The sequence below is a fragment of the Noviherbaspirillum sp. UKPF54 genome, from assembly GCF_007874125.1.
In the GTDB taxonomy this organism is placed as follows: domain Bacteria; phylum Pseudomonadota; class Gammaproteobacteria; order Burkholderiales; family Burkholderiaceae_D; genus Noviherbaspirillum.
In genome coordinates, this window is sequence record NZ_CP040128.1 from 914,748 (window position 1) to 927,402 (window position 12,655).

15 protein-coding genes and 1 tRNA gene are annotated in these 12,655 nt (G+C 61.0%); 7 read left to right on the forward strand and 9 right to left on the reverse strand.

Translation table 11 applies throughout. The features are described 5' to 3' along the window. Positions 1-237: 237 nt before the first annotated feature. The 7 genes from FAY22_RS04335 (at position 238) to FAY22_RS04365 (ending at position 6,396) form a co-directional block, all read left to right on the forward strand. The gene (locus FAY22_RS04335; protein ID WP_146329078.1) at positions 238-1,389 is read left to right on the forward strand and encodes a tetratricopeptide repeat protein; all 1,152 of its coding nucleotides are present in this window, start codon (positions 238-240) and stop codon (positions 1,387-1,389) included. Then, a complete protein-coding gene (locus FAY22_RS04340) occupies positions 1,389-2,654 on the forward strand; it encodes a murein L,D-transpeptidase family protein (RefSeq protein WP_246860653.1) in 1,266 nt (421 codons plus the stop codon). Before FAY22_RS04335 ends, FAY22_RS04340 begins: the two co-directional genes overlap by 1 nt. A gap of 487 nt (positions 2,655-3,141) precedes the next feature. Then, complete coding sequence (locus tag FAY22_RS04345; RefSeq protein WP_146329079.1) at positions 3,142-4,059, forward strand: hypothetical protein; 918 nt, start codon at positions 3,142-3,144, stop codon at positions 4,057-4,059. 265 nt (positions 4,060-4,324) lie between these two features. Further along, positions 4,325-4,579 (forward strand): AbrB/MazE/SpoVT family DNA-binding domain-containing protein, encoded by a 255-nt coding sequence (locus FAY22_RS04350; RefSeq protein ID WP_146329080.1) that lies wholly within the window; start codon positions 4,325-4,327, stop codon positions 4,577-4,579. Further along, on the forward strand, positions 4,573-4,890 hold the full coding sequence (locus tag FAY22_RS04355; RefSeq protein ID WP_146329081.1) for a type II toxin-antitoxin system PemK/MazF family toxin: 318 nt from the start codon (positions 4,573-4,575) through the stop codon (positions 4,888-4,890). The genes FAY22_RS04350 and FAY22_RS04355 overlap by 7 nt, the downstream gene beginning before the upstream one ends. Positions 4,891-4,907: 17 nt before the next feature. Next, positions 4,908-5,225 (forward strand): flagellar transcriptional regulator FlhD, encoded by a 318-nt coding sequence (gene flhD, locus FAY22_RS04360; RefSeq protein ID WP_146329082.1) that lies wholly within the window; start codon positions 4,908-4,910, stop codon positions 5,223-5,225. Positions 5,226-5,373: 148 nt separating this feature from the next. Then, positions 5,374-6,396, forward strand: a complete 1,023-nt coding sequence (locus FAY22_RS04365; RefSeq protein ID WP_146329083.1) for a hypothetical protein — start codon at positions 5,374-5,376, stop codon at positions 6,394-6,396. Between the two features lie 86 nt (positions 6,397-6,482). On the opposite strand, the gene FAY22_RS04370 is transcribed toward FAY22_RS04365, so the two are convergent. The 9 genes from FAY22_RS04370 to FAY22_RS04410 all read right to left on the reverse strand — a co-directional run bounded on the left by FAY22_RS04370 (position 6,483) and on the right by FAY22_RS04410 (position 12,577). Then, positions 6,483-6,558: transfer RNA gene (locus FAY22_RS04370), tRNA-Lys, on the reverse strand. Between the two features lie 90 nt (positions 6,559-6,648). After that, positions 6,649-7,398 carry a tol-pal system protein YbgF gene (ybgF, locus tag FAY22_RS04375; RefSeq protein ID WP_146329084.1) on the reverse strand — a complete coding sequence of 250 codons (750 nt, stop codon included), beginning with the start codon at positions 7,396-7,398 and terminating at the stop codon, positions 6,649-6,651. Between the two features lie 3 nt (positions 7,399-7,401). Next, the gene (gene pal, locus FAY22_RS04380) at positions 7,402-7,926 is read right to left on the reverse strand and encodes a peptidoglycan-associated lipoprotein Pal (RefSeq protein WP_146329085.1); all 525 of its coding nucleotides are present in this window, start codon (positions 7,924-7,926) and stop codon (positions 7,402-7,404) included. Positions 7,927-7,970: 44 nt separating this feature from the next. Further along, positions 7,971-9,215 carry a Tol-Pal system beta propeller repeat protein TolB gene (gene tolB / locus FAY22_RS04385; protein ID WP_371417389.1) on the reverse strand — a complete coding sequence of 415 codons (1,245 nt, stop codon included), beginning with the start codon at positions 9,213-9,215 and terminating at the stop codon, positions 7,971-7,973. A 30-nt stretch (positions 9,216-9,245) separates the two neighbouring features. Continuing rightward, a complete protein-coding gene (tolA, locus tag FAY22_RS04390) occupies positions 9,246-10,190 on the reverse strand; it encodes a cell envelope integrity protein TolA (protein WP_146329087.1) in 945 nt (314 codons plus the stop codon). A gap of 5 nt (positions 10,191-10,195) precedes the next feature. Continuing rightward, on the reverse strand, positions 10,196-10,636 hold the full coding sequence (locus tag FAY22_RS04395) for an ExbD/TolR family protein (RefSeq protein WP_146329088.1): 441 nt from the start codon (positions 10,634-10,636) through the stop codon (positions 10,196-10,198). After that, a complete protein-coding gene (tolQ, locus tag FAY22_RS04400) occupies positions 10,636-11,325 on the reverse strand; it encodes a protein TolQ (protein WP_146329089.1) in 690 nt (229 codons plus the stop codon). The genes FAY22_RS04395 and tolQ overlap by 1 nt, the downstream gene beginning before the upstream one ends. Positions 11,326-11,389: 64 nt before the next feature. Then, entirely contained in the window at positions 11,390-11,821 is a 432-nt protein-coding gene (gene ybgC / locus FAY22_RS04405) for a tol-pal system-associated acyl-CoA thioesterase (protein ID WP_146329090.1), read from the reverse strand. Between the two features lie 9 nt (positions 11,822-11,830). After that, positions 11,831-12,577 carry an SDR family NAD(P)-dependent oxidoreductase gene (locus FAY22_RS04410; protein WP_146329091.1) on the reverse strand — a complete coding sequence of 249 codons (747 nt, stop codon included), beginning with the start codon at positions 12,575-12,577 and terminating at the stop codon, positions 11,831-11,833. Positions 12,578-12,655 lie beyond the last annotated feature (78 nt).

The window sequence follows — 12,655 nt, forward strand, 5'->3', positions numbered from 1 at the left end:
GTCCTGTCTATGCTGTTGCGTAGACAGGCGCAGGCGCGGCGCCAAATGGCGAATTTGGCCTAGTAAGTATAGAATGCAGCAGATCAAAAATCTGGCCATGCAGGACCGGCACCGCGCTACCGAATCAAATTGCGAAAGCGTCATTCTGCACGAACGGAGGGACGCAACGGCGATCGGCAGGATCAGGCGCCCGGAGCCGCCGCAATCGACCTGCCGCCCATTACATCGATGACAACCATGACATTCACCTCGCGCTGCATGATCCATCTGCGCCCAGCCCTGAACAAAACCGTCGCGCTGTCGGGCTTGCTGGCCGCGCTGCTGGCCGCGCCCGCGTTCGCGGACGACCTGGCCGACGTGACGCGGCTGGTGAAGAACGGACAATACGCGGATGCACTGAACCGCGCGGACGCATTCCTGAGCAAGAATCCGCGCGACGCCCAGATGCGATTCCTGAAAGGCGTGATCCTGACCGAACAGAACAGGTCGGGCGAAGCGATCACGGTGTTTACCAAGCTGACCGAGGATTACCCGGCGCTGCCCGAGCCGTACAACAATCTCGCCGTGCTGTACGCGGCGGCGGGCCAGTACGAAAAGGCGCGCGCCGCGCTTGATGCGGCGATCCGGACCAATCCGAGCTACGCCACCGCATACGAGAACCTGGGCGACGTGCATGCGAAACTGGCAAGCCAGGCGTACGACAAGGCGCTGCAGCTCGACTCCGCCAATTCGGCCGCCAAGTCCAAGCTGACGCTGGTGCGTTCGCTGGTCGGCAACCTCAACGGCGGCACGCCCAAGGCAGCCGCTGCGCCGAGCGCGCCGGCCGTGGCCAAGGCGCCGCAGCCCGCTCCGGCTCCGAATTACGCTCCTGCTCCGGTCGCGCCCGCGCCGAAGGTGGCGGCTGTCACGCCGGCCCCGGCGGCCCCGGCCAAGCCGGCGCCTGTCGAGGCCCCCGCCAAGCCGACCGTCGTCGCCAAGCAGGAGCCCGTCAAGCATGAGAAGCCGGAACCGGTCAAGCGCGAGCCGAAACCAACGCCGGCCGCCAATGTCGAACGCGACGACGTGCTGAATGCGGTGCACGGCTGGGCCAAGGCGTGGAGCGCGCAGGATGTGAAGTCGTATCTGAATTACTATGGCGGCGATTTCCAGACGCCGAACGGCCAGCAGCGCAAGGCGTGGGAAGATGACCGCCGCGCGCGCATCGCCGGCAAGGGCCGCATCAGCGTCAAGGTCGAGTCGCCGCAAGTCGCGGTGAACGGCAATTCGGCCACGGTGAAATTCCGCCAGGTATACGTATCGGATCGTCTGACGGCGAACACCCGCAAGACGCTGACCCTGACCAAGCATGGCGGCAAGTGGCTCATCAAGCAGGAGAGCACGGGTAACTGATGTATCGTTCTGAATCAACCGACCGCCGGATCACGGCGACTGCCAAGCGGGCCTTGATGGCGGGATTATCCTGGCTGCTGGCCGCGGGCGGCGGCGCGCTGCCGCACGCGGCACTGGCCGGGAATTCGGCCGAGCAGGTCGTGCAGGCCGCCTTGGCCTCCAACAAGCCGGATCCGGAAGCCCTGCTGATCGGCGTGTACAAGGAGCTCGGTGCCAATCGCCTGCGCGCCGCCCAGGAGAAGGCCGACCAGCTGGTCGAGGCCTATCCGAATTTCCGGCTTGGACATCTGATCCGGGGCGACCTGCTGCTGATGCACACGCGCCCGGTCAAGACGCTGGGCGCGACCGACGGTCCGCAAGACAAGCTCAAGAACCTACGCGACGAAGCGATGGTCCGCCTGAAGTCGCTGCGCGAGCGGCCCGACCCGGCGCTGATCCCGCGTTCGCTGCTGCAGCTGCGCGAGGACCAGAAGCATGCACTGGTGGTCGATGCGAAGCGCTCGCGCCTGTACGTGTACGAGAACCAGGGTGGGCGCCCGAAGTTCGTTACCGATTACTACATCAGCCAGGGCAAGCTCGGCGTCAACAAGCTGAAAGAGGGCGACCAGAAAACGCCGGTCGGCATCTACTACATCACCAGCCATCTGTCAGGTGCGCGGCTGCCCGACTTCTACGGCTCGGGCGCCTTGCCGATCAATTATCCGAACGAATGGGACAAGCTGCACGGCCGCAGCGGCTCCGGCATCTGGCTGCACGGCACGCCATCGGATAGCTACAGCCGCCCGCCGCTGTCTTCCGACGGCTGCGTGGTGCTGACCAATCCGGACCTGTATCAGCTGGCCAATTCGGTCGAGATTGGCAAGACACCGGTGGTCATCAGCGAAAGCGTGGAGTTCGTCAACAAGTCCAAATGGGACAGCGACCGGCATACCGCGGCACGGCTGGTGGAAGACTGGCGGCGCGATATGGAAAGCCGGAATGCGACACGCGTGATGGAAAACTATTCGCGCAAGTTCAAATCCGATCGCGGCGAGGATGTGAAAGCCTGGCTGGCCAGGCATCTACCGTTCATGAGCGGCGTGAAGAACCTGTCGGTCAGGCTGCGCGACGCAACGTATTTCTTTTATCCGGGGCATGACGACATGATCGTCAGCACTTTTACCGAAGAAACGTCGATCGGCCGCAACAAGAGCCTGACCCGTAAGCGCCAGTACTGGGCCAAGGAGGGGGCGCAATGGAAAATCATTTACGAACTTAATATCTGAGAGATATCTGTCGACTTGTGCCGGATCGAACGGCTGCCTTTATGGCAGCCGTTTTTTTTCGACCAGCAAGTGGCGCGGTGGGCAGCTTTCGGCATGACGCGCCTCAACAGCGGATTTGCCCGGCTTTCTACAATCGGATGGTCTCCGGGCATGCTGCTCCAAGTGAACTTACTTTTACTGCCCGCTGTCATTTCATCAAGAGAGGATGAATGGCCTGGCTTGAAATGCGACGTCGGCATTGCAGATTAAAAATTTTCCTCTGTGCGGTTTTGCCAGCTCCGTGACAAGCCAGCGTCTCTGCCGCGATCGCCATGGCGTTTCAAAAATGGGCGAGCGTGTTCCAGGGCTGCGGCAGACCTAATCCATTTCCAGATCGAAGTCCGGATATGGCTGTTCCGGAAAACCTGCGAGGACAAGCCGATTGACGAGTGCCACATCGCAACGACCGTTATCGAGCCCAGAGGGCGATCCGGCGAACGGAGCCGCAATGCAAGCGCAGCCGGAGATCGCTGCGAACATCAGTGACGGCATGCAAGGACCCGCGCCGGAAGAACGCCGTGCCAGCCGTTTCGCCGCGCCCGACTATGAGCGCTTGAGGGTGCTTGCGGCTCGCTACGAGCATGCGCCACGGAAGAGGCCCCGGCCGGTGTATCGCACCCTGCTCATGCTGCTCACGTTTGTGCTGGGAGCTTCGGCCGGGCTGGCCGCTACATGGTGGCTTGCGGGCGCCAAAAATGTTCCGGCAACAGCCCCGTTGTCCCGGATATGGAAGCCGGTATCGGCGGCCAGGGATGTACAGGCAATGCCGCCGACCCGCAGTGGCATCAGTGCGAGCGAACTGCCTTATGACGGCCGCAAGCCGCCTGCTGCAGGAATGGCGGCGTCCATTCCAAAAATAAATCCAGCCGAGTTGCCCTATGGTGATCCGGCCTATGGGAACAGCGAAACCCGCGCTGGAGCGGACGCGGAAAATGCGAAACGGGCTAACATGCCTGTCCGTTCAGATACTGGAACTACCCTCCCGATCGAGCGGGGAGAGGGGCGCAGCGACGCGCAGCCGCAAGCGACGCCCCGCAAGTCCGCCAGGAGCCATCGTTCCGCCGCGCGAGTGATGAAGGACCGCGAGATTGAACGGATACAGCAGCAGGCTGACGAAGAGCTAAAAAAAAAATCGGAGCGCCGGCGGGTGGTAAATGAAGCGCGCGCCCGCTCATCGTCCGGTCGCATCGCCACCAGGGAGGTACCACGCCGCGCTTCGCACAATTCGCCGTACATGCAATCCAAACTGGCAAAATGCGCGCGCGTGCCCAATCTCATCAGGCGCGAACAATGCAAATGGCGGGTGTGTAACGGTATGTGGGGCAAGAATGGCTGCCCATCCTATGCCCATGCGACGCCGTATTAAAGTGCGCCGGTTTGGTTTCATCTCTCCCCCCGCGGCCCGGAATGAGCCGCCTCATCTACCCGTTCTCGTGACAACCATCCCCGCCGCCATGGGTCTTGGTCGGTGATAAGTTCTTACGTTGTTATTACCTATTGCGCATTTCCGTTGTTTAGTGGAAACAATGTACGTACAAATGGATGCCATGTACCAACAATGTGTCCATATGTAACTTGCCTTGTGGTAATTTATCGCACTATATGAGAACATGATGTTAAAGGAAATTGTGATGAAAACCACAATTCGCAAAATGGGCAATTCGCAAGGCGTGTTGATTCCCAAGCCTTTTTTGCTGGAAGCCGGCCTCGATATCGGGGAGGTGGATCTGCAAGTGGAAAAGGATGCAATTGTGATCCGCAAGCCCAAGAAGAAGTCGCGCGAAGGATGGGCGCAGGCATGCCAGCTGATCGCCGCCCATTCTGCCGAACAAGCGATTGTCTGGCCGCTCCTGCCGAAGGAGTCGGAGGTGGAGTTTTCATGGTGATGCGCGCGGAGATCTGGCTGATCGACTTTGACAAGCCGGGCGGTGCAACGCAACGGCACCGGCCTTGCGTCGTCGTATCGCCCGAAGAGATGGACGAGCATCTCAATACCTTGATCGTGGCACCCATGAGTACCCAGGACTTGCCGGCGCCTTTCCGGATTCCCCTGAATTTCATGGGGAAGGATGGACTGATCCTGCTGGATCAGATCAGCACGATGGAAAAGACGCGCCTGATCCGCAAGCTGGGTACGGTCGGCGATGACACCATGGTCAAGATACTTGACGCACTACAAGAAGTTTTTGCTCACTGAATAAGGGATGGACTGCCATGTCGAATAACGATTACACATCCGAGATTCGCGACGTCAATCTGAGCTACCTGATGATCGCGCAACAGATGATCCGGCAGGATCGGGCCGAAGCGATTTTCCGGCTCGGTATCAGCGGCGAAATCGCGGACCTGATCGCGGGCATGAGCAATGCGCAGGTGTTGAAGCTGGCGAGCTGCAACATGATGTTGTCGCGCTTCCGTTTCAACGACACCACGATACTGTCGACTCTGCTGAACGACAAGGCTGGGGCCGCCGCCGCCATGGTGCACGCTTCCATCCTGATGGCGTCCCAGGCGCCGGAAACGATTGTGTAAGCCCGGCAGCGTCCATTGAGATCTTCCGATTATGCCTGACAGCGATACCGCGCATGCAAGCCGCGCTTTGCCGAATGCGGCAGGCGGGCGCTCGCGTGTGGCGCCGGGTTTAATCCGAAGCTCTGGGTCGGCGTAGAGGCCTGCTGTCATGGACGATCTCCTGCAGCAGGAAACCGAACGGCAAAGGCGCCTTCTGGAGGAAGCCAGGAAGGCCGTCGAGCAGGAAAAGGCACGCATGCGCCAGGGCGGTGCGCGCAGGGTCGAGCCGACGCTCGACGAAGCGCCGGCAATGTCCGCGTCGCAGCAGGAACCAATTGTCCAAGTGGAAGCGGCGCGATCGGCGGCTGCCGAGGTGAGGGCGTTGCCTGAGACCGACTTCATTATTCCGCTGCGCCGCATCCCCGACATGCGCTCGGCGCTGATCCCCCTCGATGAGGGCGCCGACGGAGCGATCTGGAGCAAGCCGTTTTCCTTGCCGAGGGCCGACATGGAGCCTTGGCTGTCCTTCCTGCGCGGCTACCGCGCATCGGCTTTGTTTCCCGAGCATGTGTCCGCCGGTTCCGCCCTGCGTGTCGACGCCGCCGTGCAGGCGCTGTTTGAACTCAAGGGAATCGATATCAAGGCCATTCTTGAGCCCGCCGTGCAGATCAACGGTCCGGTCGAATATGTCGACGATGTGCCGGCAAGTGCCATGAACGGGAGCGAGCGCAGCGTGCACGAGGGCTTGCTCGCGGACGCCGTCAAAAAAGGGCGCGCCATGGGCGACCAGCTTTATGACGCCCTGCTCGGCGAAGGCTACATCAACCTCGTTCAGGCTTGGGAAAAGGTCCACGGCCGCAAACCGTCGGTATCCGAGTTGCACTTCATGTTGACCACGGGCCGCGTGAAGCCGCCGGTGGAAATCCAGCCGCGGCAGCCGGAAGCGACGGAAAGCTTGTATCCGGCGAAGGCGCCATCCCCAGTGGCCGACGCCATCCTGCGCAAGCAGGAAGCGGCGCCGGAGTCGAAGGAGGAGTTCAAGCAAAAAAGGCCGGCCGGCCCGCTCATCGGCAAGCTGAAAGCGAAATTCGCGATCCGCGACAGGAGAAGACTGCTTTTTCACCTGTCTCACCTGGCTCTAGTTGTTGTGGCGGTCCTTGTGTACTGCGTCGTCATGCGGGTTTTCGACTGACGTCGTCCCGATTTGTCTTCGCGTGAGCGCGCCGCAGTCAAAATGCAAAAAGCCCAGTCCGAAGACTGGGCTTTTTGCTTTATTTCTGGTGGGTCGTGCGTGACTCGAACACGCGACCAACGGATTAAAAGTCCGCTGCTCTACCGACTGAGCTAACGACCCGAAAGACCAAGATTATAGAGAGGTTTTGGCCTGTCTGTCAAATGCTTTGCGGAATCATTTGCAGGCATTCACTCAACTAGCCAAGACATCCTACTTCAGCGCGGCCAAGCGTTCTTTTGCTGTCTGCGCCGCTTGCGATTCCGGGTATTGCCCGATCAGCGTTTCCAGCGTCTTTTTCGCGGCGGCCTTGTCCTTGAGTTCCATCTGGCAGCTTGCGATGTTGAGCAATGCATCGGCAGCCTTCGGGCTGTCGGCATAGTTCTTCACCACCACTTGCTGCGCGCTGATGGCGCTGCGATAGTCGCGCAGTGCGTAATAGGTATTGCCCAGCCAGTATTGCGCCGACGGTGCAAGTCCCGACTGCGGATAACGCCGCAGGAAGTCGGAAAACGCCGCGCCCGCCTCCTTGTAGTTACCAGCCTTGAAATAGCCGAGCGCGGCGTCATACGCTTTCTGCTCGCCGGGTTCCATCGTGACTTCCTTGCCGTCGATCGTCACCTTCTGCGGTTCCAGCCTGCGCAAGCGGGTATCGAGGTCGACGTAGAAATCCTTTTCGCGCCGCTGCTGGTTCGCCAGTTCGTTGGTCAGCACTTCGATCTGCCCGCGCAGCTTGGAGATTTCCTGCCGCAACTGTTCGTTCTGGTTGTTCAGCTCGAAGTTGCTGCTCTTGTCGGCCTTGGCGTTGAGTTCGCCCTGCATGCCGTCGAGCCGCTTGCGGACTTCGAGAATCGCGCGGCGCGCCTCGTCATCCTCGAATAGCGCGGCCTGCGCGGCCAGTGGAGCCAAAGAAAATGCGGCCATGAAGGCCGCAGCAATCGAAGATTTGATGATCTTGTTCATGTTTTATTGATAGACGATGTCGGCGCGGCGGTTTTCTGCCCAGGATGCTTCATCGCTGCCGGTCGCTTTCGGCTTTTCCTTGCCGAAGGAAACCGCTTCCATCTGCGATTCCGACACGCCCAGCGTCGCCAGCGACTTGCGCACGGCTTCGGCACGCTTCTGGCCCAGCGCCAGGTTGTATTCGCGGCCGCCGCGCTCGTCCGTGTTGCCCTGGATGACAATCTTGCGACCCTTGTTCGAACCAAGGTACTTGGCATGGGCGTCGACCACCGGCTTGAACTCGTCCTTCACGATGTAGCTGTCGAAGTCGAAGTAGACGCTGCGCTTGGCGAGGATGCCTTTCGGATCGTTGAGCGGATCGGTCGTGACGGCGGCGACCGGAGTCACCGTGCGGGTGTCTGCGCCGGCGGTCGGGACGGGATTGCGTTCTTCGACCTTGGCCTTGTCGTCGAGCTTGACGGAAGAGCCGCAGGCGGCCAGCACGAGAGCGCTGGAAAGGATGAGGGCGGAAGTCGTAAATTTGCGCATTAGAAATTCTCCAGAAAGTGAAGCGGTTTTATTGTAAAACAACATTATTTCATGAACGGACCCCAGGTGGGCTCGCGGATATCGCCCGTCTGCGTGGCCAAGGTGTATTTGACGCGGCCGTCGACCGATACCGCAGCAAGCGTTCCGCGCCGGCCGGATTCGGTCGCATACATGATGTACTTGCCATTGGGCGAGAAGCTGGGCGATTCATCCTTGGCCGTGTCGGACAGGCGCATTTCCTGGTCGTTGGTCAGATCGAGCGCATACAGTTGAAAGCGCCCATCGCGGCGCGAAATATAGGCGAGGGTTTTGCCGTCAGGCGAGATGCGCGGGCTGATGTTGTAGCTGCCGCGGAAGGTCACGCGCTGGGCCGAGCCACCGCCAGCGCTCATGCGGTAGATTTGCGGCCCGCCGCTGCGGTCGCTGGTGAAATAGATCGACTGGCCGTCGGGCGAGAATTGCGGCTCGGTGTCGATGCCGTCGGTATTGGTCAGCCGCCGCAGGCCGCCGCCGTCGGCATTGACGACATAGACCTGGGTCAGGCCGTCGCGCGACAGCGCCAGCGCCAGCTTGCTGCCGTCCGGCGACCAGGCGGGCGCGGAGTTGCTGCCCTTGTAATTGGCGACGACGGTGCGCCGGCCGGTGACGAGATCCTGCACATAGACTACCGGCTTCTTGCTTTCGAAGGAGACGTAGGCGACCTTGGTGCCGTCCGGCGACCAGGCCGGGGAAATGATCGGTTCCTTCGAGGTCAGCACGACCTGCATGTCAGCGCCGTCGGCATCTGCGATCTCGACGCGATAGTCGCGGCCGGCCTTGGTGACGTAGGCGATGCGGGTGCTGAACGCGCCGCGCACGCCGAGCAGTTTTTCGTAGATGTCGTCGGCGATCTTGTGCGCCGCCACGCGCACACGGTTCGGCGAGGTCGCCAGTCCGAGGCCGGACAGGCTGCCGGACTTGAGGGTGTCGAGCAGCTTGTAGCGCACGTCGAAGCGGCCATCGGCGAGGCGCTGCACGCTGCCCACGACCAGCGCGTCGGCGCCGCGCGATTTCCACTCGCCGTAATTGACCGGCGTGGTTTCGGACATCGCATTGCCGGTATCGATGATCTTGAAGTAGCCGCTGCGTTCGAGGTCGGCCTTGATGATGCCGGAAACCTGCTGCGGCGCGATCGACTCATCGGCAAAGCCTGCGATGGCAATCGGTATCTGGGTGGCGCCGACGCCGGAGGTTTCGATCCGCAACTGGGCGTGCGCAAGCGAGCCGGCGGCGACGCCGATCAGCAGCATGCAGCGCAAGAATAGTTTTTTCATAAGTGCTTACTGGTCTTTGGGTCTATGGGTTCCGATGAAGCTGGACGGGACCGAACCCGACTTGTCTCTCGGATACGGCTGCGATTTTTCAATGGCCCGGCGAACGGCTTCATCGAAGCCGGGCACTCCCGATGATCTGACTTTTTTCATGCCGGCGATCGAGCCGTCCGGCAGCAGGTTGACCTCGTATTCGACGGGCGAGTTGCCAGTCAAGCCTTCGGGCACGTTGAACACGATGTTCGACTTGATCTTGGCCGCCACCCGCCCGGCGTAGCCGGAATCGGCGCGCCCGCCCTGTGACTTGGCCGCTTCGCCGCTGCCGCCCGTGCCGGTAACGCCGCCGGCAAGGCGTCGCATTTCCTCGTCGCGCAGCTTGGCAAGCTTCTTGTCTTCCGCTTCCTGCTTGCGCTTGGCGTCGGCGGCTTTTTTCTCTTTTTCCTTCTTCTCGGCTTCCTGCTTGGCCAGGCGATCCTGTTCCGCTTTCTTCTTCGCCAGCTCTTCTTCTTTCTTCAGCTTCGCCTCGTGTTCTTCGCGCTCTTTCTTTTGCTGCGCAAGCCTCTCCTGTTCGAGCTTCTTCTGCTTGGCCAGCTTCTCTTCTTCTTCAAGGCGCTTCTTCTTTTCCAGTTCCTTGCGTTTCTTTTCCTGCTCCAGCGCGATGTCCGGTTTTGCGACCGGTGGCTCTTCCACCTGGGGTTTCGGGGTTTCGCGCGGCATTTCCTTGATCACCGGCGCCGGTTCCGGCTCCTTTTCGGCCACCGGTTCGGGCGCAGGCGCCGCTTCGCGCGGCTGCGGGCTCCATACTTCCGCTTCGATCGTGGTCGGCGCCTCGTTCTGCCAGCGTACGCCGATCCACAGGAAGGCTAGCAGTGCAATATGGACCAGCGCCGCCAGGATGATGGCGCGCCAGCGTCCCGGTTCCTGCGGTACGGTGTACGGCGTTGCGTCGGTCATCGCTCTCATTGCTTGGTTGCCAGCCCCACGCGGTCGACGCCGAGCTTTTTCGCTTCCGAAATCACCTGGATTACGTCGTCGTACTTGATGTCCTTGTCGCCGGCGATCATCACCGGTAGTTCCGGATTCGCTTCATGCATTGCGCGCAACTTCTGTATGAGGGCGCTGCGTCCAGGCACCGATTCGGCCTGCTGGTGGCCGTCCTTGCCGCCGTTGATGCCGATGGTGGCGGTGGTGTCGGGCTTGAGCGCGATCTGGATGTATTCGGTCGGCGGCAGCGCCGATTTGGCTGCCGTGGGCAGATTGACGACGCCCGGATTCGACACTGGTGTGGCGACCATGAAAATGATCAGCAGCACCAGCATTACGTCGATATACGGCACGACGTTGATTTCTGACTTGAGCTTGCGGCCGCGTCCGCCGCGCATGGAACTGAAGCCTGCCATCAGCGGACCTGCCGTTGCAAGATGTTGGAGAACTCTTCGATGAAACTCTCGAAGCGGATCGCCAGCCGGTCGATGTCGTGCGAATAGCGGTTGTAGGCGACCACGGCGGGAATCGCCGCGAACAGACCGATGGCGGTGGCGATCAGCGCTTCGGCGATGCCGGGCGCGACCGCCGCGAGCGTGGCCTGCTGTACGTTGGCCAGGCCGCGGAAGGCATTCATGATGCCCCACACGGTGCCGAACAGGCCGACATACGGGGACACCGAGCCGACCGATGCCAGGAAGGCCAGGTGCGATTCCAGCGCATCCATTTCGCGTTGATAGGCTGCCCGCATCGCGCGGCGCGCGCCGTCGATGACGCCGCCGGCGTCGACCATGCCCTTGCCGCCGAAGGCTGCGCGGGCCTTGTTGAATTCGCCCATGCCGGACTCGAAGATGCGCTCGAGCGCGCCGGTGCGGCGGCGGTTGGAGCCGGCTTCTTCATATAGGGCGCCGAGATTGCCTCCCGACCAGAATGCGCGCTCGAATTCCTCGGTTTGGCTGCGTGCGCTTTTAATGGCGAACATCTTACGGAAGATGTACGACCAGCTCATCACGGACACCAGCAGCAACAGCGCCATGACGAGTTGCACCAGCAGCGATGCATTGGTAATCAGGGAAAGGAAGGAGAGATCTTGGGTGACGGTCATTGAAACGTTCAACTCTGATTTGTAATTATAAAAAGCGGCCGCGGCAGTCGCCGGGCTGCGCTCCCTAACTGGAAATCGGCCCTGTATTTTTTATCCTTTCCAGCACCTCGCCCGGGATCGGGCAGGGACGGAAGGTTTCGGTACTCACGCAGCCGACCTTGATGCGCCCGCTGGTAAGCAGTTGCGGCTGCTCGCCGTCGGTGCGCCAGGCTTCCTGAATGAATTGCACTGAGGCACGCCCGAGCCGTTCGACAACGACAGTAAGTTTCAGTTCATCATCAAGTTTCGCAGGGGCATGATAATCGACGGCCGTGCTCCTGACGACGAACATGGCCCGATGCGATTCCGTCAATGCCTGCTGGCCGATGCCAGCCGCGCGCAGCCATTCGGTGCGGGCGCGCTCGAAGAACTTCAGGTAGTTTGCGTAAAAGACAATGCCGCCCGTGTCGGTGTCTTCGTAATAGACGCGTACGGTCCAGGTGAAATCGGATTGCATGGCGGCTGACTAGACGCTCCGCTTGATCGCAAAGGGGGAAAAACCCTGGCAGGAAGGCATCATTTCGATGTAATTGATATTCACATGCGGCGGCAACGTCGCAATCCAGTAGGCGGTTTCCGCGATGTCGACGGCCGTCAGCGGTACCGTGCCTTCATACACCTTGGCGGCGGCCGCGTCATCCTTCAGGCGCACGTTCGAGAATTCAGTGCCGCCGCACAGGCCGGGAGCGATATTGGTAGCCCGCACGCCGGTGCCGACCAGGTCGGCGCGCAGGTTCAGCGTGAACTGGTCGACAAAGGCCTTGGTTGCACCATAAACGTTTCCGCCCGGGTAGGGATAGGCGCCTGCCACGGAGCCGATATTGATCACGGTGCCGCGCCCGCGCGCCACCATCGCAGGCAACAGGGCGCGGGTGATCGTCACGAGCCCCGTGCAATTGGTCGCGATCATCGTTTCCCAATCCTCCAGCGACGCCTTGTGCGCCGGTTCGATGCCGAGCGCCAGACCCGCGTTATTGATCAGGACATCGATTTCCTGCCATGCATCGGGCAGGGCGCCGAGAGCGTTCTGGATCGATGCTTTGTCCCTGACGTCCATTACGATCGGCAGCAGGTTGGCCCCAAGCTCGGCGGCGAGCGAGTCCAGACGGTCCTTGCGCCGGCCGGCAGCAATCACTTGATGACCATTTTGCGCAAACTTGCGTGCCATTTCGGCGCCAAAACCGGATGTGGCGCCGGTAACCAGAACGATCATGCGATCTCCCATTGGTGATATGCAACGAATTGCGAAATTGTAGCCCAAAGGCGGCAGATGCTGCTCCTATGAAAACGG

Coding starts and splice junctions, on each gene's coding strand:
- FAY22_RS04335 (WP_146329078.1), top strand. CDS start 238: ATGACATTCACCTCGCGCTGCATGATCCATCTGCGCCCAGCCCTGAAC.
- FAY22_RS04340 (WP_246860653.1), top strand. CDS start 1,389: ATGTATCGTTCTGAATCAACCGACCGCCGGATCACGGCGACTGCCAAG.
- FAY22_RS04345 (WP_146329079.1), top strand. CDS start 3,142: ATGCAAGCGCAGCCGGAGATCGCTGCGAACATCAGTGACGGCATGCAA.
- FAY22_RS04350 (WP_146329080.1), top strand. CDS start 4,325: ATGAAAACCACAATTCGCAAAATGGGCAATTCGCAAGGCGTGTTGATT.
- FAY22_RS04355 (WP_146329081.1), top strand. CDS start 4,573: ATGGTGATGCGCGCGGAGATCTGGCTGATCGACTTTGACAAGCCGGGC.
- flhD (WP_146329082.1), top strand. CDS start 4,908: ATGTCGAATAACGATTACACATCCGAGATTCGCGACGTCAATCTGAGC.
- FAY22_RS04365 (WP_146329083.1), top strand. CDS start 5,374: ATGGACGATCTCCTGCAGCAGGAAACCGAACGGCAAAGGCGCCTTCTG.
- ybgF (WP_146329084.1), bottom strand. CDS start 7,398: ATGAACAAGATCATCAAATCTTCGATTGCTGCGGCCTTCATGGCCGCA.
- pal (WP_146329085.1), bottom strand. CDS start 7,926: ATGCGCAAATTTACGACTTCCGCCCTCATCCTTTCCAGCGCTCTCGTG.
- tolB (WP_371417389.1), bottom strand. CDS start 9,215: ATGCTGCTGATCGGCGTCGCCGCCGGCTCGCTTGCGCACGCCCAGTTG.
- tolA (WP_146329087.1), bottom strand. CDS start 10,190: ATGACCGACGCAACGCCGTACACCGTACCGCAGGAACCGGGACGCTGG.
- FAY22_RS04395 (WP_146329088.1), bottom strand. CDS start 10,636: ATGGCAGGCTTCAGTTCCATGCGCGGCGGACGCGGCCGCAAGCTCAAG.
- tolQ (WP_146329089.1), bottom strand. CDS start 11,325: ATGACCGTCACCCAAGATCTCTCCTTCCTTTCCCTGATTACCAATGCA.
- ybgC (WP_146329090.1), bottom strand. CDS start 11,821: ATGCAATCCGATTTCACCTGGACCGTACGCGTCTATTACGAAGACACC.
- FAY22_RS04410 (WP_146329091.1), bottom strand. CDS start 12,577: ATGATCGTTCTGGTTACCGGCGCCACATCCGGTTTTGGCGCCGAAATG.